Source organism: Acidiphilium sp. 20-67-58, assembly GCF_002255515.1.
In the GTDB taxonomy this organism is placed as follows: Bacteria; Pseudomonadota; Alphaproteobacteria; order Acetobacterales; family Acetobacteraceae; genus Acidiphilium.
The window spans coordinates 142,303-161,910 of sequence record NZ_NCAS01000001.1 but is presented as its reverse complement, the minus strand read 5'-3'; the positions used below and the strand labels follow the sequence as shown (position 1 = coordinate 161,910).

General features: G+C 63.2%; 13 protein-coding genes. 7 read left to right on the top strand and 6 right to left on the bottom strand.

The genetic code is table 11. The annotated features are described in order from the left end of the window. Window positions 1-52: 52 nt before the first annotated feature. Window positions 53-907 carry a glycoside hydrolase family 16 protein gene (locus B7Z76_RS00755; RefSeq protein ID WP_291341689.1) on the bottom strand — a complete coding sequence of 285 codons (855 nt, stop codon included), beginning with the start codon at window positions 905-907 and terminating at the stop codon, window positions 53-55. 194 nt (window positions 908-1,101) lie between these two features. Here B7Z76_RS00755 and B7Z76_RS00750 point away from each other — a divergent pair, with 194 nt between their 5' ends. The 5 genes from B7Z76_RS00750 (at window position 1,102) to B7Z76_RS00730 (ending at window position 8,153) form a co-directional block, all read left to right on the top strand. Beyond that, entirely contained in the window at window positions 1,102-2,229 is a 1,128-nt protein-coding gene (locus tag B7Z76_RS00750) for an acyltransferase (protein ID WP_174503063.1), read from the top strand. Window positions 2,230-2,266: 37 nt separating this feature from the next. Then, entirely contained in the window at window positions 2,267-3,397 is a 1,131-nt protein-coding gene (locus B7Z76_RS00745; RefSeq protein WP_174503064.1) for an FAD-dependent oxidoreductase, read from the top strand. 4 nt (window positions 3,398-3,401) lie between these two features. Further along, window positions 3,402-5,042: a GMC oxidoreductase gene (locus tag B7Z76_RS00740; RefSeq protein WP_291341688.1), complete on the top strand. Its 1,641-nt coding sequence runs from the start codon at window positions 3,402-3,404 to the stop codon at window positions 5,040-5,042. 99 nt (window positions 5,043-5,141) lie between these two features. Next, a complete protein-coding gene (locus B7Z76_RS00735) occupies window positions 5,142-6,074 on the top strand; it encodes a DUF707 domain-containing protein (protein WP_174503066.1) in 933 nt (310 codons plus the stop codon). 354 nt (window positions 6,075-6,428) lie between these two features. Beyond that, window positions 6,429-8,153: a PAS domain-containing methyl-accepting chemotaxis protein gene (locus tag B7Z76_RS00730; protein ID WP_291341687.1), complete on the top strand. Its 1,725-nt coding sequence runs from the start codon at window positions 6,429-6,431 to the stop codon at window positions 8,151-8,153. 86 nt (window positions 8,154-8,239) lie between these two features. Here B7Z76_RS00730 and B7Z76_RS00725 read toward each other — a convergent pair whose 3' ends face one another. The 5 genes from B7Z76_RS00725 to B7Z76_RS00705 form a co-directional block, all read right to left on the bottom strand. After that, entirely contained in the window at window positions 8,240-10,600 is a 2,361-nt protein-coding gene (locus B7Z76_RS00725; RefSeq protein WP_291341686.1) for a TonB-dependent receptor, read from the bottom strand. A 446-nt stretch (window positions 10,601-11,046) separates the two neighbouring features. Beyond that, a complete protein-coding gene (locus B7Z76_RS00720) occupies window positions 11,047-12,054 on the bottom strand; it encodes a DUF6976 family protein (protein ID WP_291341685.1) in 1,008 nt (335 codons plus the stop codon). Between the two features lie 22 nt (window positions 12,055-12,076). Further along, window positions 12,077-12,286 (bottom strand): hypothetical protein, encoded by a 210-nt coding sequence (locus tag B7Z76_RS00715; RefSeq protein ID WP_174503069.1) that lies wholly within the window; start codon window positions 12,284-12,286, stop codon window positions 12,077-12,079. Between the two features lie 298 nt (window positions 12,287-12,584). Further along, a complete protein-coding gene (locus B7Z76_RS00710; protein ID WP_291341684.1) occupies window positions 12,585-13,337 on the bottom strand; it encodes an energy transducer TonB in 753 nt (250 codons plus the stop codon). A 201-nt stretch (window positions 13,338-13,538) separates the two neighbouring features. Next, window positions 13,539-15,977 carry a TonB-dependent receptor gene (locus B7Z76_RS00705; RefSeq protein ID WP_291341683.1) on the bottom strand — a complete coding sequence of 813 codons (2,439 nt, stop codon included), beginning with the start codon at window positions 15,975-15,977 and terminating at the stop codon, window positions 13,539-13,541. Between the two features lie 304 nt (window positions 15,978-16,281). Between B7Z76_RS00705 and B7Z76_RS00700 the strand changes: the two genes are divergently transcribed. Both B7Z76_RS00700 and B7Z76_RS00695 read left to right on the top strand, forming a co-directional pair. Then, a complete protein-coding gene (locus B7Z76_RS00700) occupies window positions 16,282-17,478 on the top strand; it encodes an efflux RND transporter periplasmic adaptor subunit (protein WP_291341682.1) in 1,197 nt (398 codons plus the stop codon). A 10-nt stretch (window positions 17,479-17,488) separates the two neighbouring features. Continuing rightward, window positions 17,489-19,582: an ABC transporter permease gene (locus B7Z76_RS00695; RefSeq protein ID WP_291341681.1), complete on the top strand. Its 2,094-nt coding sequence runs from the start codon at window positions 17,489-17,491 to the stop codon at window positions 19,580-19,582. Window positions 19,583-19,608 lie beyond the last annotated feature (26 nt).

Below are 19,608 nucleotides of genomic sequence, written 5' to 3'. Positions count from 1 at the left end.
TTAAAGTAATTTTTTTGACACAACAACATCACCCCGCAGGAGGGGGCATAATTTAATCTTTGGGATGGCCAAGCCACGGCCGGTCGCGCTGCCAGACCTCGATCTGGCGGATGCGCAAGGTCAGCGGCGGGGTGAGATGGTCGATCGGCCAGCCGCCGCCGAGCGCGAGATCGGCCAGCATATACATTGGCTGGCGGTATTGCCGCGGCGTCGGGGTGGACCAGAAGCGGCGGCGGTTGAGATAGAAGCTTGTGGTCCGCGGCGTGATCAGCACGCCGAAACGGTTGAACCGGGAGGTGAGCAGGCCGGCGGGAACCCGGACCAGCCTGCTGCGCAGCAGAGCGTTGTCGCCATGCACCCAGACATGCTCGGTGGTATGGAAGTAACGCGGAAAGCCGCCGTAATATTCGATAACGTCGATCTCGTCGGCGAAGTCGCGCTTGTCGGTGCCGATCAGCCAGAAGGCCGGCCAGGTTCCCATTCCGCCCGGCAGCTTTGCCTTCATTTCGAAATAACCATATTCCTGGGCAAATCCGGCGTGCGGATCGTTATCCCGATAGGCCGAGCTGATCAGACCCGAGCGCCAATTCCCCCGCGCCGTCTTGCTGGCGATGATGGAGAGTCCCTCAGGGGTGATCCGGAAGACCGCCGGGGTGGGATCGGCGAAGGCCGCCTCGCCGAAATCGCCGCCCCAGGGCGTGTGGGCGCTCCATACCGTGCCGGGACCATGGGCCGAGAGGCTAAGGGTCCTGAAGCGGTCAAGAAACGTGACGTGATAGGCGGAGAGGTCAATCCGCGCGCCGCCCCCTGCCCTGCCCGCACCGCCGCGCAACACGACGACGACCACAACGGCGAGGCAAAGCCCCGCTAACGCCAGGCGGCGCAGGGCCCGTCGGCGGGGCCGCAAGAACAGGGACGATCCGGTCACCCGCCGTTGGTGGCAAAATATGCGGCTTATGGCAATCAGCGAGGCAAATGTTCAAAAAAATTAAAAACATCCTGGAATCTCATTATTTTTATTGCGATGTTGTTAATTTAAATTTATTTCACTTCCGGCGGATTGGGTAAGCCGCCCACAGACAGCGATGAACAGGACGCAGCGTGCAGACCATCTCGATATCTGGCCGGATGAGGGAAACCGGCGGACGCAGTAGCGGTTTCGACGACCTGCGGCTGGCTCTGGCGGTGTCTGTCGTGGTTCTGCACGTCGCCGCGGTATCGCACGGAATGCGGGCGGAAATGGCGGTATTCCTGAGCCCGCTGCGGCCGCTGGTGCGATTCATCCTGCCGGCGTTTTTCGCGCTCAGCGGCTTCCTCGTGGCCGGCAGCCTGGCGCGATGCCACACCGCGGGGCTGTTTCTCGGGCTGCGGGCATTGCGCGTGATGCCGGCCCTGACCTTCAAGGTGCTGCTCGCCGCCTTCGTGCTCGGGCCGCTGGCCACACGCGACACGCTTGGACAGTATTTCCACAACCCTGGCCTCTACACCTATCTCCTCAACATCGTCGGCAGCGTGCATTTCGGGCTGCCGGGCGTTTTTATCGACAACCCGTTGCCAGCGGTGGTGAATGGCCAGCTCTGGACCATTCCTTTCGAGGTGGCGAGCTACGTCGTGGTCGCCGGGCTGGCGGTGCTGGGACTTGGCCGCAGGCGGAGCCTCGCGCCGGTTGCGGCCGTCGGAATCACCCTGGCCTATCTGGTCACGACGCTGGCACGCCATGGCGGGGTGCTGGTCCCCGTGCCGGGCATGCCCAACGGAGCGCTGCTGATCGCCTGTTCGCTCTGGGGGGTCAGCCTCTACCAGTATCGTGACACCGTACCTTATTCGTTGCCACTCTGCCTCCTGGCGACAGCGGCAGCAGCTTCCTGCCTCGGCTTCTTACCCTATGGCGACTTCCTGGCACCGCTGCCCGCCGCTTATGTCACGGTCTATCTCGGGCTTCGGAACCCGCAGCGGCGATGGCTGGGCGGGGCCGACTATTCCTACGGTATTTATCTCTCAAGCTTCATGATCCAGCAGGCGTGCTGGCAGTTCCTGCCCGCAGCGCGCAGCTGGGAAGGCAATCTTCTGATCGCATTGCCGCTCTCCGTCGGGGCGGCAGCGATCTCGTGGCATTTCATCGAGAAGCCGGCGCTGGATCTGCGTCACGCTCTGCGCAGGGTCGAGACGGCCTGGCTCGAACGCCAGGCGCGGCGGGGCGGTGCCAGCCTGCCGGCAGAAGCCGACTGAACGTTTCAGGGCACAGGGTAAGGGCAAGGGGACGAACATGACGGTTCTGGTGGTCGGGGCGGGTTTTTCGGGCGCGGTCTACGCGCGCACGCTGGCGGAAGCGGGGTACAACGTCGTGGTGATCGACCAGCGCCCGCATATCGGCGGCAACGCCTATGACCATGATGACGAGAACGGGGTGCGGGTGCATGTCTATGGCCCGCATCTGTTCCATACCCGCTCTGCACCCGTGCTGGAGTGGATCCGCCGGTTCGGGCAGTTCGCGCCCTACGAGCACAAGGTGCGGGCGAAGCTGCCGGACGGGCGGATGGCGCCGCTGCCGATCAATCTCGATACCGTCAACATGGTGTTCGGCACGAACTACGAGACCAGTGCCGAGGTGCAGGCGCATCTCGCCCGGGTGGCACTCGATTTTCCGCAGCCGCGCAATGCCGCCGAGCATCTCTACGGAACCATCGGCCGCGAGCTCACCGACCTGTTCTTCCGCCCCTACACGCGGAAGATGTGGCAGCAGGAGCTTGAGGACATGGCCGCCGCCGTGGTCAAGCGGATTCCGCTGCGCACCGACAGGGTCGACACCTATTTCGCCAGTGAGGACACGCAGCTGATGCCGGTGGACGGCTATACCGCGCTATTCGCCGAAATTCTCGGGCATCCCGGCATCGAGGTGAGGCTGGGGACCAGATTCGAACGGGCGATGCTCAAGGAATTCGCCTTCTGCTTCAATGCGATGCCGATTGACGAGTATTTTGACTTCGAGCTGGGCGACCTGCCCTATCGCTCGATCCGCTTCCATCACCGCAGCGAGCCCGATGGGCCGCCCCCGCCGGCACCGGTGGTCAATTTCACGGATGACGGACCGTTCACCAGGGAGACGTGGTGGGATGCGCTGCCCCATCACCGCAGGCGGCAGACCGGGCGGCGCAGCGTCACCACCGAGGAGCCGTGCGATTACCGCGACAACGGGATGGAGCGCTACTATCCGGTGCGCACCGCGGACGGCCGGTATCAGACGCTGTACACGGCGTATCGCGAATTGGCTGCGCGCGAGACGCGGATGGAATTCATCGGGCGCTGCGGCACTTATCAGTATCTGGATATGGACCAGGTGATCAACCAGTCGCTTGCCGGGGCACGGCGCTGGCTGGCGGCGCAAGGCAGCGCGTAAGCCGGTGCCCTTTTTCTGCGCCCCGGCCGATCTGCCAGCGACGGCCCTCGCCGCGGATCTGTGCATCGTGGGGACCGGTCCTGCCGGGGCCACGCTGGCGCGGGAACTTTCAGGATCGGGTCTGCGGATTCTGCTGCTGGAAAGTGGCAGCGAGGTGCGGCAGGCCGAAGCCGATGCGCTCAACGAGGTGGAGCAGGCTGGCTATCCGCGGGTGGCGGACCAGTGGCTGGTGCGCAACCGCATTCTTGGCGGCACCTCGCATAGCTGGAGCGGGCGCTGCGTTCCGTTCGATGACATCGATTTCGTGCGCCGCCCCTGGGTGCCGCATTCAGGCTGGCCGCTGCCACCGCGCGACCTCTCGCCCTATTTCGACCGCGCCGCCGCCTATCTCGGCCTCGATCCGGGAAACGGGTTTTCCGATGCACGGTTCTGGGCACTGGCGGGGCGGCGGTGCCCGCTTCCGGCCTTCGACCCGGCGCTGGTGCTGCCGCATATGTGGCAATTCTCGCGCGACACGACAGCGCAGCGCGATTACATGCGCTTCGGCCCGAGACTGAAGGCGCAACTCGGCGACAATGTCACGCTGGTGACCAACGCAACGCTCTGCGACATCGACCTTGCCCCGTCCTGCGACCGGGTGAGCGGGATCACGCTCGCGGGACCGGACGGGTCGCGGCGACGGATTGCCACAGGGGCGGTGGCGTTATGCTGTGGCGGGATCGAGAATGCCCGGCTGCTGCTGAACGCTGACAGCCAGGTGCCGGGCGGCATCGGCAACGGGCGCGATCTGGTAGGGCGGTACCTGATGGACCACCTGCGTGGGCCGACCGCGACATTTGCGCTGCGCGGAAGCGCTGGGCTGCAGCGGATGTTCGGCCATTATCGGCTGCGCAACGGGCAGGTGTTTGCAGCCGGGTGGCGGCTGAGCCCGGCGCTGCAAGAGGCGGAGGGACTGCTCAACTGCAGCGCCTGGCTGGAAGGGCGGATCACGGACGACGATCCCTGGAACGCTCTGAAGGGGCTTGCGCGCGGGCGCGGCGGGGCGCTGGCGATCGGTCGGGTGGCAGCCCATGCCGGGCTGCTCCTGCGCGGGGCCCACGACTACCTGGTGCGGCGCAACGGACTGCCACGCAAGATCGACCGGCTCGACCTCGTCTGCATGGTGGAGCAGTTGCCCAACCCGGACAGCCGGGTCACGCTATCGGCCCGGCGGGATCGGCTCGGGCTGCGACAGGCACGGATAGAATGGCGGGTGAACCGCGAGGACATTCGCACCATGGCACGGATGACAGCGATCCTCGGCGCAGAATTTGCCCGGCTCGGCCTGCCGCCTGCCCGGGCGGATGCCTGGGTCGCGGAGAGCGAAGCGCTGCCGGAGACATTTCGCGATGTCGCGCATCCGACCGGGACCACCCGGATGGGACACTCGCCGGCGGACAGCGTGGTCGATCCAGATTGCCAGGTGCATGGGGTGGCCGGACTGTTCGTTGCCGGAAGCTCGGTGTTCCCGACATCGAGCCACGCCAACCCGACGCAGATGATCGTCGCACTGGCGCTGCGGCTGGCAGACCGGCTGCGTGAGACCGCGCGGGACGGAAGCACGGCCAGCGGCCTGGCTCCAGATCCTGTAATGGCGCGGATGTAACAGGATGCTCGTCTTTTTTACCGAAGCTTCGCTGGTTCACGCAGCGGTTTGGTTATATCTGGATAATGAAATTGCTTTGAGAATGAGGGTTTCAGCGCCATGAACGGGCAGATTTCCGGCCGACGCCGCAATCTCGTGATCGTGCGGGCAGGCGACAATTCGCTGCACCCCGGCTGGCTCGCCGGCGGGGAGGCGCGGAGCTGGGACCTCGTTGTCAATTATTACGGCGAGCAGGAACAGCTCTACCTCCGGCCGGATGTCGAGCGGATCGACAGCAAGGGGCCGAAATGGCCGGCGCTGCAATTGTTGTTGCAGGAAAATCCCCGCTTCATGCACGACTACGACTACATCTGGTTGCCGGACGACGACCTCGAGACCACGGCCGATCAGATCGATTTGCTGTTCCGCATCATGGCCGGACACAGTCTACAGGTGGCGCAGCCATCGCTGGAGCACAGCAGCTATTTCGGACATCTGACCACATTGCATAACGGCAGGTTCCGACTCCGCTATACCAACTATGTCGAAGTCATGGCGCCCTGCTTCGCCGCCTCGGTGCTCGAACGGGCGGTGCCGCTGTTCAATGCCAATCTCAGCGGATGGGGGCTGGATTTCGTCTGGCCGAAGCTGGTGGACCAGCCTGAATCGCAGATCGCAATCATCGACTCGGTGCAGGTTCGCCATACCCGCCCGGTCGGCGGGCCGAACTACAAGATGCTGCGCGAGCGTGGGGTCTCACCCTGGGACGAACTGCGCAGCTTCTGCCGGATGAACGACATCGAGGAAGAGCCGGTGATCGCGACGCTCGCGGCGGTGACCAGCGACGGCAACCTGTTCGACGCCGTGACGCAGCAGCGGCGCTTTGTCCTGCGCCTCCTCACCGGCTATCTGCCCGCACTGAGGCGAACGCCGCAGCGTCAGCACATGCTGCGGCGGATGGGCGGGATGCTCTGGAAAGCTCTGAACAACCTGCCAGACCGGGTGGCCGAGCTGCCGATGCCACGGAAACTGGCGTTCCGCCGGCCGTATTGACCCAACACGACCCAATTCGCACGGCGGTCCTTATATCGTGGCACTTTTGCCGACATGGTCACATGAATTGACCCAGAGCATCATCTGATCGGATAAAGATGCTCTATCTATCAACAAGATAGAGCATCATCCGATCTTGTTGGATCGGAACGTGCTCTAAAAGCCGATCTCATCACGTTTCTGTGAATTTGACCCGGCACACCTACGATACTCTTGAATTTTCTTGGCCAACGCCAAACGCGCATGGCTGACGGGCCAAAATTTCGGAATTCCAGGAAATATTCCATTAATAATTCAGATGGATATTCATAACATACCAGAGCGTTCGTTTCATTCTTAGATTTCGGAGCGAAGATGTTTGTATCGACGAGAACGTCGAAAAATTCGCAGAATTTCGAGACCCTGCAGAATTCGTTCATGGTGATCAGCTTCGCTCCGGATGGCAAAATTCTCTCGGCTAACGAGTTGTTCCTGCAGTCGACCGGCTACAGCCTCGGTGACATTGTGGGGCAGCATCACCGCATGTTCCTCGAACCTGCAGAACGAGAGAATTCCGATTATGTCCGTTTCTGGCAGGACCTCGCCACGGGCAGACCTAATTCGGGAGAATTCCGCCGGGTTGGCAAATCAGGCGCAGCCATCTGGTTGCGGGCGGCCTACAATCCGGTGCGGGACAGGAGCGGCAAGGTTGTTCGCATCGTAAAGGTTGCGCTGGACATCACCGGCCAGAAGGAAGAAGCGGCGGAAAACGCAAGCGTCCTCGGCGCGATCGACCGATCGCAGGGGATCATCACTTTCGGGCTCGATGGCACGATTCTCGAAGTGAACGATAATTTCCTCTCTTACATGGGGTATTCCCGCGACGAGGTGATCGGCCGCAAGCATAGCATGTTCGCCCGGCCCGACTTCGCGGCCAGCACGGAATACGCAGCGTTCTGGGCGCATCTGCGCCGCGGCGAGTATCTCTCCTCGGAATTCGAACGCATTGGCAAGGGCGGCCGGCAGGTCTGGCTGCAGGCGACCTATAACCCGGTGTTCGACACCCAGGGCAAGGTCGTGAAGGTGGTTAAATTCGCTGTCGATATCACCGAGCGGATGCATAATCTGGCGCGCATCGCTGCGGCGCTGGAAAGCCTTTCGGCCGGCGACCTGACGGCACGGATCGGCGATGCGCTGATCCCCTCGCTCGACCGGTTGCGGGTGGATTTCAATGCCGCGATCGGCACGCTCGGCGAGAGTATCGCGGGGGTAAAGACAAGTACCGAAGAGATCAGCCTCGGGGGCGGCGAAATCGCCAAGGCTGCCGAAGATCTGGCGAGACGCACCGAACAGCAGGCCGCCGCTCTGGAGCAGACCAGCACCGTGCTCGACGGTGTGACCGGCGATATCCGCAAGACCGCCGACAACGCCGCAAAAGCCGCCGTGGCGGTGGACGCGACCAGCACCGCCGCCCACCGCTCCCACAAGATCGTCAGCGAGGCGGTGGTCGCGATGAACGGTATTGAAACCTCGTCGCGAGAGATCGACCAGATCATCGGGCTGATCGACGAAATGGCGTTCCAGACCAATCTCCTGGCGCTGAATGCCGGCGTCGAGGCGGCGCGGGCCGGCGATGCCGGACGGGGGTTCGCGGTGGTGGCATCCGAGGTGCGCGCCCTCGCCCACCGTTCCGCCGAAGCGGCGAAATCAATCAAGGCACTCATCGCCCGGTCGTCGAAACAGGTCGGTGACGGTGTGCGGCTGGTGGATGAGACCGGCACCGCGCTCGACATCATTCTGCGCCACGTCGCGGAAATGCACGGGATTGTGGGAGAGATCGCTAAGGCTGCGGGAAACCAGGCAAGCAATCTCTCCGAGATCAATACCGCGACGGGGCAGATGAACCAGGCGGTGCAGCAGAATGCCGCGATGGTCGAGCAGACCTCGGCCGCCACCCATTCCCTGCGCGAAGAAATCAGCCGGCTGAACGCCCGCATCGCCGGGTTTCTTACCCCGGAAGCACAGGCACAGGACCAGTTCCAGCCGGCGATGCAGGCCTACCGGCCGTGGTCCGCGCTGCGGATGGCGCACTCCGCCTAGAGCACGGCATCCGATCAGATGATTTCATCTGATCGGCTTTGCCAATTTACCGGGCCTGACCGGTCTGGCCGGTCAGGCCCGGATCATCAGAAATGGACGGCTACGGTGCCGTAGATGCCGAAAGGCGCACCCGGATAGGCATAGACCAACGCATTCGACCCTGTCGCGGGGGTCGGGACCGTCGCTCCCGGCGGCGAGAAATAGCCGCCCGCGCCAGCGATCTCATACTGGTTGTAACGGTTGTTGGTGACGTTAAGCGCGGTGAGGCTGACATCCACAGTCTTGCGGCCGGCATAGGGAAGCCGGACCGGCACTTTCAGCTTCAGGGACATGTTGAGCACCCCATAGCCCGGCATCTGGACGTTGGAGGGCGCGCCGGTCGTATCGTCGAACATGTACTGGCTGCCTGTGTACTGATACCAGAGCTTTGGCTGCAGGATCATGCCGCCCACCGGCATGTCGTAATAGGCGCCAACATTGAAGTTTACCGCCGGGACGTAAGGCACATGGCTGCCATTATAGGACGTGCCACCGGTGACATAGCTCTGGTATTTCGCATTGATCAGCGACAGGTTGCCGAACACGAAGAGATTATAGAGCGGATTGTCATCGACGAAGAGATTTGCACCATCATAGATCGAGGTGCCGGTGGCGAAAACCGACTGGCCACCGCCGATCGCGTAGCTCAGCGATTGCTTGGCATAGCGGATATGGAAATAGTCGATGCCGGCAAGGAAGTGGTGCAGCAGGCCGCTATTCTCGATATTGAACTTCAGGCCGGCATCGTAATACTGACCAAGCTCCAGCCCATAGGCGGAGGGATTTATCTTCGCGAACAGGCCGAACGCGCCGCCAACCGCGGGCGTGCGATAGGCCTCGCTATAGGAGCCGTAGGCGGTCAGCCAGGGCAGCAATTGGGCATTCACCGAGATCGAGGGTTCGACGCCATTGCGGCTGGCATGGGAGCCGCAGATGGAGCCGGAGTCAAAGCTGTTGCCGTTGCCGATCTGCAAATGTCCACCGGAAAGGGCGCATTTCGCATAGTAACCCTGGTTGGGCAGGATGGTGAAATCCTGTAGCGCGGTATCGCTATAGGCAGTCTGGAAGCTAACGAACCGGATTCCGGGAACGATATGCAACATGCGGATCGGATGGATGTCGTCCTGCGCGAAGAGGGCGAAATCGTCCTGGCTGAAATTGCCCGAGCGAAAGAACGGCCCGGCGACCGTGGTGTTGGTACCATAGGCGGTCGAGTAAAAATTGTTCCGGGTGTTGTAGAGGTCGTGGATGTAGTAGGCGCCGAGCGTAACCTTGTTCAGCGGCAGGCGGGTGGTGAGCCAGATCTTGTCGCCGATCGCGTTGGTGTGCGGATCGTTGTATTCCATCGCCTCGTTCTGGCCGAAGGAATAGAACAGGTCGTGCAAGCGAGAATGGGTGCGCTTGTAGTTCTGGTAATAGGTCAGGTTGTGCAGCGTAGTGGACGAGTCGAGGCGGATGTTTTCCCGCGCATAGACCATCCAGAACCGGTTCTCATCCTGTTTTTCGTAAACGTTGAAGGGTGGAGTGCTATAATACCCCGACGTTTTCTGGCTGTAGGGAACAGTGCCGGTACTGCCGGTGATATAGATGCCGGGATAGGGCGAGGTCGGGATGATCGGCGCGCGATAGGCGACGCTGCGGGCGAAATACCCGCCGAACTCAAAGGAGCCGGCAGAGAAGCTCTTGATGGTCTTCAGATAGATTGCGTAGTCGTTGTAGGGGTTCTGAAATCCGTCGGGCGCCTTGCGGAAGCTGTTACCGTTGCCCATGCCGCCGGCAAGAACCGTGGACCAGCCGTGATAGCTGCCCGTACGCAGGTTGAACTCGATGTTCTTCTGTCCGTAATTTCCATAGGTCGCCGTGATGTCGCCACCCGGCTTCGCAGTCGGCTGGACCGGGGTGAACTCGACATTGCCGGCAACATTGGCATACCAGCGATCGGCCGGATTTCCCGGGCCATAGGTGGTGGTTGCGCTGGCAATCAGGCCGTTCTGCGGAATGAAGTTCGACTGCCACAGATCGGTCGAGGGATCGACCATCGGCACGCCATCCATGGTGATCATCACCGCGCCATCACCGGTGAAGCCGCCAAAGCCGCCCCAGCCCTGCTGCACACCGTTCAGGGTGATCGTGTATTTGTCAGCACCGGTATTGCCGTAGCCGGAGACCTGCACGCCAGGTGCGTAGGACAGCATCTGCGCGGCGCCACCCACCGGGCCGGCCGCATCGAGGATCTTGCGGTTCAGGACGCGCTGCGTCGTGCCGGACTTGAAAATCTTTTTCTGGCTGGGCGCTTGGGTGGCGCCCGCGACGAGCCCCGCCGTGCCGCTGGCGCTCACCTCGCCGGCGCTCACCGTCTGCGCGCCGGCCGTAATGGGGAACAGGCAGCTCGTCGACAGGAGCAGCATCGTCAGCCGACGACACGCGGCCTGCTCGATGCCCCTGGAACCAATATATCTCCGCATCATTCACATCCCTTTTCTGGTGCGAGCGCCGACCCGACACGCACACCGAAAGGACCGCGCGGGAGTCGTTGCCTGCCCCCAGGCAAGGCCAGATCGAGCGAACATGAACAACACGTAAGATCGCTTTTCGAAACGATTTCACCGAAATTTCCCCGAAATTTCAGAAGCTTGTCACGATCCATGGATCGGGATGACACCGAACGCGACCGCGGTCGGACCAGACGGCCGAGGCTGCTTGCGCAATCTGGAGTACGGTGGGGAGATCAATCAGCACGGCCAATAGGGAGAAAGTGCGACAGGCCGGGTCGAGCTGTGCCGCCAAAGCCCCTTGCCGGGTCTGCCCTCAGGCGACCGGCATGGGGGGAGCGCGCAAGTACCGCGGCAACCGCTCAGTCAGCCGCCGCAGCAAGATTTCCGCTCAGCAGATCCAGCCGCACGAGCGTCTGGTTGAGCAGGATGTAGGCGATTTCGCCAAAGGTCACCGGACCGGTGAAGCTGCCAGTCGTGCGGCCTTCAAGCGAGGCATAGAGGTAGTTCAGGATACAGTTGCAGGACAGAGCAGTAGCACCGCCAGCATCATGAAGCGAATTGCAATAGGTGCCATAGGCGGACGGATAATCACCGACGGAAGCAGCCAGGCGATAAATACGGCCAGCGACAACCGGGGCGTAGAAATCAACCTTGTTCTCGTGCACACCCTGGAACGCAACGTTGATCATCGCGCCATTGTAATTCGCGACGAGCGGAAGCTCGGTGCCGGCACCGGTCTCGCGCAGCCATTCGGCGAAATTACGCTCGGCACCATCCACGACGCAGGTAGAGGCCGAGAAGCCGGTCGTCGGGAATACAAGATCAGGGCCGTCACCCTGGGTGAAAAGGTTCACGATGTCAGCTTCGGCAAAGATGTCCGGCTTCAGCGCGACATGCATCACCACCGCCTTGTCCTCAAGGGTTTCGCCGGTCATGCCATTGACGACGACCGGCTTCACCTTGCCGAGATCGCCAAGGTCGATCCCCGTGACCCAACCGATCAGCGGCTGGTCGTACAGGCCGGGCAGGCCGTGCGCGTCAACGGCGAAACGCTGGTGAACAGCCGAGAAGGCCGGGATCAGGAGATACGAAAATCCGTTGCCGAACCGGTCGGACAGCAGCGACGGCAATTCGCTCTCGCCCGCGACGGCGCAACGCACGTCCACCGCATTGTCGAGAACAGTGCAGAACACCTTGTCATGATCAAGCCGCCCACCCTCAGCCGTCATGAAATAGGGCGTCGAGCCGCCGATCCATTTGCCCCGCGGCAGCGCGGCGAGCGCCTGGGCGCTACCCGCGGCAAGCAGGACGACGCCGGACGCAATGAGGTCGGACGCCTCCCGCGTGGAGAGAAACATGTTGCGCATGGGATATCTTTCGAAAGGAGGATCAGAGTGCGGAAAGGTCGCGGGCGGCGAAGGCATTCGCGGAAAAGAAGCCATGGAGCTGGCTCACGGCATCATTCATCGCGGAGGGATCGCGGCGGACATCGTCACGCAGGCGGGAAATCAGCAGCCGTGTGGCCAGCGACGTGACTTTCGGCTCGTCCCCGGTCAGCGCGCGTCGCCAGCGCGGATCCATAATCGAGGGGATGGACATGGAACAGCCTCCTGTTGCGGTGCTGTTCCGACTCTAGATCCCAACGATTAACTATGACTGAGCGTTATTCGTAACGAAATATTGTTCGATCACAGTTCACCGGCATACGTTGATCATGTGCCTTCTGGAACATCCGAAGGGCGCTAAAGATATCCTGAATATTTCAAAACAAGAGGGCGATATCTCAGCTTGCATAGAACACTTTCCGATCCTTTCGGATCGGATGCGGCGCTCTATCATATTGATAATTATAGCATCTTTATCCGACCAGATGAATCCCATCTGATCGGATAATGCTCTACCGACTGCGTAGCCGGATGAAGATCGTCACCGTGATCGGCTGGTGAGGCATATCCGACGAAAAGGGCGGCAGGTGAGTCGAATGCACGGCTGCAAGGGCAGCGCGATCGATCGGCGGAGCGCCTGAGGAGCGTATCACGCTGACCGAGAGCAGATGCCCATCGGGGGCGATGCGCAAGGCGAGCTCGGTGACCCCGGAAAGCTGCATCATCTCCACGATCCGCGGCACTTTGAGATCGGCCTGGACGGCAGCATGGACCGCGCCGGCATAGGATTCGAGCGCAGTTTCCTGAACGGCAGCAGGCACCGGCTGCGGCTTGGGAGGCGGCGGGGCGACGGGTTTGGGCACCGTACGCGGCAGCGGCTTCGGCTTCTGATGAACCACGTGATGCGGAACCGGGCGGGGACGCGGCTTCGGCAACGGCCGAGGCGGGGGAACCGGCACGGGCGGCTTCGGCAAAGGCGGCGGCGGTGGCGTCTGCGGCTTGGGAGGCGGCGGCAGCGGCTTCGGTGGCGGCGGAACCGGCTTGGGCGGTGGCGGCAGCGGCTTCGGCTTTGGCGGCGGCGCCAGCATCTTGATCCGTGTGACCTGCGGATGCGGCGCGACTGCGACATGGCTCGGCGGCATATAGGCAACGAACAGAACCAGCCCGAGTTCAAGGGCCAGCGCCACGACGAGCGCGAGAGGAAAAGAGAAGCGATCTTCAGGCAAGGGGTTCATGCCATCACCGACGCCGCGAAAAGTGTTCATGAAAACTCATGGTCTGGTTGGAAGACATCCGGCCGGATCAACACATCCGACCGGGCCGTCTCCACGTGGGCAAAAGGGCAAGACCTGCGATCCTGCCCTTGAGGACCGGACTTGTTCCGGAAGATCGCCCTGGCCGATGCCCCGCCGCGGCATAGCCGACAGCGGGGAGGCGGACCGGGATGCGGCAGTGGATCGCAGGTTTCAGAAGTGGAAACCGACGCTGCCATAGATGGTGAACGGCGCGCCCGGATAAGCGAGACGATATCCGCTGGTCGACGTTCCAAAATAACCGCCGCTCGAAATGTATTCGAAGGCGTTATACTTGTCGCCGGTGATGTTGAGGGCGGTCAGCGAAACGTCCATGGTCTTGTGCCCGGCGTAAGGCAGGTTCACCGGGACATTCAGCTTGGCCGACATGTTGAGTGTGCCGTAGCCAGCCATTTTCTGGTTGCTCGGCCCGGGGTTACCGCCAGGGCTCGACGCGCCGGTATTGTCGAACAGATACTGCGAGCCCGTGTACTGGTACCAGATCTTCGGCGTCAGAACCATCGAGCCAATCGGAAAATTGTAATACGCGCCGATATTGAGGTTCATGTCAGGCACGTAGGGAACGTGATAGCCGTTGAAATATTGCGGCGTATTCCCGGGCCCGGGATTGGCGTTGTAGCTCTGGTATTTCGCCTGGACAAAAGAGGCGTTGCCAAAGACGAACAGGTTGTAGATCGGGTTGTCGTTCGCGAACAGATTGACGCCCTGATAGACCGACGAACCCGTTGCGAAATACCCGTTGCCGTTGATCTGAACGCTGAGCGACTGCTTCGCATAGCGGAGATGGAAATAATCCACGCCGGCGAGGAAGTGATGCAGGAACGGACGGTTGTTCACATGGAATTTTAGGCCGGCATCGAAATACTGCCCGTATTCCAGGGCGTAGGTCGTGACCGGGTTGATCTTCTGGAACAGGCCGCCACCGCCGCCCACCTGCGGTGCACGGTATACGTCCGCGACGGTGCCATAGACCGCCATCCACGGCAGGACCTGGAAATTCGCCGACAGCGACGGCTCGACACCGTTGCGGCTGACATGCGCACCGCAGACCGAGCCCTGCTCGGTAACAGTGCCGGCGGTCGAAGTGCCGTTCAGGACGCACTTGGTGCTCTGTACTGCGCCGGGAGCGAGCCCGAAATCCTGCTGCGCCGAGTCACCATAAGAGGTCTGGAAGCTGACGAAGCGAATACCGGGCGTGATGTGCAGGCGCTGGATGGGATGGATGTCATCCTGCAGGAAGAAGGCCACGTCGGTCTGGCTGAAATATCCGGAGCGGACCTTACCGCCTATATTCGCAACACCCTTGTTGCCGCCGTTCGCGGTGTTATAGAAATTGTTCCTGGTGTTGTAGTCGTCATGAATAACGTAGGCACCGACATCGACGGTGTTGAACGGCAGCTTCTCCGTAAGCCAGAGCTTGTCGCCGATCACGTCGGTATGCGGGTTGTTGTATTCCATCTGCTGCGGCCCGGCGCTGTAAATGTCGTTGAGCCGGGAATGGACGCGGGAGAAATTCTCGAAATAGGTCAGGTTGTGCAGGGTCGTGTTGCGGTCGAGATTGATGTTTTCGCGGCCGAACACCATCCACAACGCGTCGGTGTCGAATTTCTCGTAATTGGTAAAGCTCGGAGTGCTGTAGAAGCCCGAGCTCTGCTGGCTGTAGAGCGTGCCGGAAGTCCCGTTGGTGTAGACACCGGGCTGCACGGAGGTCGGGATGACCGGAGTACGGTAGCCGGCGCTGCGGGCAAAGTAACCCCCGAACGCGACATTGCCAGCCGAGAAGGTCTTCACCGTCTTGAGGTAGATCGAATAGTTCTCGCTCGGGCTCTTGAACCCGTCAGGCGCGGTACGGAAGCTGTTGCCGTCGCCGGCACCGCCGGCAAGGATGGTCGACCAGCCGTGATAGGTGCCGGTGCGCAGGTCGAACTCGATGTTCTTCTGCCCGTAGCTGCCATAGGTCATGTTGATGTCGCCGCCCGGCTTCGCCGTCGGCTGCAGCGGGGTGAACTCGATTGCGCCGCCGAAATTGTTATACCAGCGGTTGGCAGCCTCGCCGGGACCATAGGTGGTGCTGACGCTCTGGATCATCCCGCTCTGCGGAATCATGTTCGACTGCCAGAGATTGGTGGACGGATCGACGACGGGAACGCCATCGAGCGTAACACCGAGCAGGCCGTCCGCGCTCAGCATGCTGCCATAGCCGCCCCACCCCTGGGAAACGCCGTTCAGGGTGACGGTATATTTGGTGGACCCGGTGTTGCCGTAGCCGCTGACCTGCACGCCCGGCGCGTAGGACAGCATCTGCGCGGCACCCGCGACGGGGCCGGCGGCGTCGAGAATCTTGCGGTTCAGCACGCGGGTCGTGGTGCCCGACTTGAAGACCTTCTTCTGGCTCGGCGCCATGGTGGCTCCCGCGACATAGCCGGTGCCGGCAGCACTCACCTCGCCGGCGCTGACCGTCTGCGCTTGTGCCGCCACCGGAATGAGGCAGCTGGAAGAGAGAAGAAGCGCCACGAGGCGACGCTGCGCGACACGGCCGCCTGACCGGGTCGGCTCACGGTCGAGCGACCGGGCCTGCTGATAAAACCGCACAATGAGTCCCTTTCCGATAGTGGGTTTTTTCAGACCATCTCGCCCGCAAGCCTGGGAGCGTGCGGGGGGTCTGATTGGTTCGGCGTGTAAGCAGACCGGACGAAAGGTTACAACGCGCCTGTGCGGCCATGCCCTTTGGTTTCACGGAAACTTCGTTGAAACGACCCCGAAATGTAACATTCACGATCGGCCCATTTTTAAACGGTTGATATGCGTCATGGCGGTGGGCGGCCAGCGATGCGCAAGCTGCGAAGCGGTTTGCCGGCGGGCCGGTCCAGCGAATACGCCGTGCAGGAGACGACGCATGAGCGGGACGCCGCGCGCGGAGACGAAGGGACGTTCGGGACGACGCGCGAAACGCACGACAATTCTGCTGGCGGTCGCGGCTCTCGCGGCAGCTGCGTTGTTCGGCTGGCAGGCAGTACAACGGAGGCGGCAAGTGCCTGCCTACATCACCGCCGCCATCACCCGTGGCAACATCGTCGAGGCCGTGACCGCGACGGGAACGGTGAACCCGGTACTCAGCGTGATCGTCGGCTCCGCGGTTTCGGGGATCATCCAGTCGATCGACTGCGACTACAACACGATCGTGCGGCTCGGGCAGGTCTGCGCGCGGATCGATCCCCGCCCCTATCAGGCCGTGGTCGACCAGGATATCGCGGCGGTGGCGGTGGCGCGGGCGCAACTCTCCAAGGATGCCGCCGGGCTCGACTACGCGCGGCGCAACGCAAGCCGGCTCGCCGCACTGGCGCCGCGTCAATACGCCTCGCGCAATGCTGCCGACAGCGCGGAGGCCGCGATGCGCCAGGGCGTGGCGCAGACCGCGCTGGACCGGGCGGTGATCGCGCAGGATGAGGCCAGGCTTGCCGCCGCCCGCGCCAATCTCGGCTATACCGACATCGTCTCGCCGGTGAACGGCATCGTCGTTTCCCGCAACGTGACGATCGGGCAGACGGTGGCAGCCTCGTTCCAGACCCCCACTCTCTTCCTGATCGCCACCGACCTGACGCGGATGCAGGTGGATACCAATGTCAGCGAGGGCGACATTGCCGGCATCCGGGCCGGCGAGACGGTGCAATTCACCGTGCTGGCCTTTCCGGGAAAGATGTTCGAAGGGCGGGTGACGCAGGTTCGCCAGTCGCCGCAGACGGTGCAGAACGTCGTGACCTACGATGTCGTGGTGGCGATCGATAACCGCGACCTCGCACTGAAGCCGGGCATGACCGCCTCGGTCAGGATCATCACCGCATCGCGTGAAAATGTGCTGCTCGTGCCGGGCCAGGCACTGCGCTTCCTCCCCGCGGGCGCGGCCGGCGGACCGGAGGCGGGTGCGCGGGTCTGGATGCTGCGGGCTGGCCGGCCGGTTGCCGTGCCGGTGGAGACCGGGCTTGCCGGCGACAGCCAGACCGAGATTGCCGGCGGCGGGCTGCGAGCGGGCGATGCGGTGATCATCGGCGAGCGGCAGAAGCGCCCGGGCTCGCCCTGGGTGCCGCGGTTCTGAGGGCGGTGGGATGACGGCGGCACCGGTGATCCAGCTGCGCGGAATCGGCCGACTCTATGGCAGCGGCGGGTTCGCGGTACACGCGCTGCGCGATGTCGATCTTGTGATCGAACGCGGCGAATTCGTCGCCATCATGGGGTCGTCCGGATCGGGGAAATCGACGCTGATGGCCATTCTCGGCTGTCTCGACCGTCCAAGTTGCGGCGAATACCGCTTCGAGGGCGTCGATGTCGCCGGGCTGGCCGAGCCGGCCCTTGCGGGGATCCGCAGCGCGCGGATCGGCTTCGTGTTCCAGAGCTTCAACCTCCTCGCCCGCACCAGCGCGCTCGACAATGTGGCGCTGCCGCTCGTCTACGCCGCGGCGGGGCCGGTGGATGGTGCTGCGCGGCGGGCGCGGGCGCGGACGGCGCTCGGCCGCCTCGGCCTCGCCGGGCGGGAGGCCAACACGCCGGCCCAGCTTTCGGGCGGGCAACAACAGCGCGTGGCGATCGCGCGGGCGCTGATCAACGCGCCGCAGCTGCTGCTGGCCGACGAGCCGACCGGCAATCTCGATACCAGGACATCGCATGAAATCATGGCGACGCTGGCGGCGCTGAACAGCGAGCAGGGAGTCACGATCCTGGTGGTGACCCATGAGCAGGACATCGCGCGCTATGCGCGACGTGTGCTGACCATGCGCGACGGTCGGATCGTGGCGGACGAGCGGCAGGACGCACCGGCCGGACCGTCACCCTTGCCGGCGGCAGCAGAACCCGCGCCGGCCGCAGCCCCGGCCCGTGCGGGCAGTGGCGCCGCGCTCGGCTTCGTCCGCATGATTGTCGCGGCGGCACTCCAGGCGCTGGCGCGCAACCGGCTTCGGGCGGCGCTGACAATGCTGGGCGTGTGCATCGGTGTCGCCGCGCTGATCGCCATGGTCGCGGTTGGCCAGGGGGCGAACCAGGCGATCCGCAAGCAGATCGAGGGGCTCGGCACCAACCTGCTGGTCGTGCTGCCGGGTGCGACGACGGCGGGCGGCGCCCATGCCGGGTTCGGCAGCGCCTCGACGATCACGGTGGACGACGCGCGGGCGATCCTGCGCGAGGATCCGGCGGTGGGCCGGGTCGGCTACCTGATCCGCGCCGCCGCCCAGGTGCGCCATGCCAGCCGGAACTGGACCACGGCGACCCTTGGCGTCAGTCCCGACTATCCCGCGATGACCAACTGGCGGATCGCCGAAGGGCGGCCGCTCACCTCGCATGACGAGGCCGCCGGCGCACTCGTCGGGCTGATCGGGCAGACGGTGCGGCAGATGCTGTTCGCCCGCGGAGAGACGGCGCTCGGCGCCACCATGCTGGTGAAAGGCGCACCGATCCGCATCGTCGGCGTGCTCGCCGCCAAGGGGCAGACGCCTTTTGGCACCGATCAGGACGATGTCGTGATGCTGCCCTTCAGCACCGCCGAGCAGCGTGTGCTCGGCGCCGCAGCACCAAGCCGGGAGGAAACGCCGCTGAACTGGCCCTATCCGCCCTGGCCGAACCCTTACGCACTGCAACCCCGGCTCGCCGGCTATGTGAACCAGCTCTTCGCACAGGCGACGACACCGGAGGCCGTGCCGGAGGCGATGGAACAGATCGGCCACACGCTCAGCCTTCGCCACCGGATCCAGCCGGACGGGCTTAAGGATTTCTCGGTGCGCAATCTGAGCCAGATCGCCGCAGCGGCGCAGGGATCGAGCCGGGTCATGGCGCTGCTTCTCGCCATCGTCGCCTCGATCTCGCTGCTGGTCGGCGGCATCGGGATCATGAACATCCTGCTCGTCTCGGTCACCGAGCGGACCCGCGAAATCGGGCTCAGAATGGCGATCGGGGCGCGGCGGCTGCATGTTCTGCTGCAGTTTCTCGCCGAATCGGTGATCCTGAGCGTGACCGGCGGGCTTGCCGGCATCGTGCTCGGCGCCACGCTTTCGGGCGCCATCACGCTGTTCGCCGGCTGGCCCGCGCCACTCTCCCCGCTGGCGGTGGCGGGAGGTTTCCTGTTCGCCGCCGGCGTTGGCGTGGGGTTCGGCTTCTACCCCGCCCGCAAGGCATCGCGGCTCGATCCGATCGAGGCGCTGCGCTACGAGTAAGCGGCGGCAGACGGATTGACAGCGCC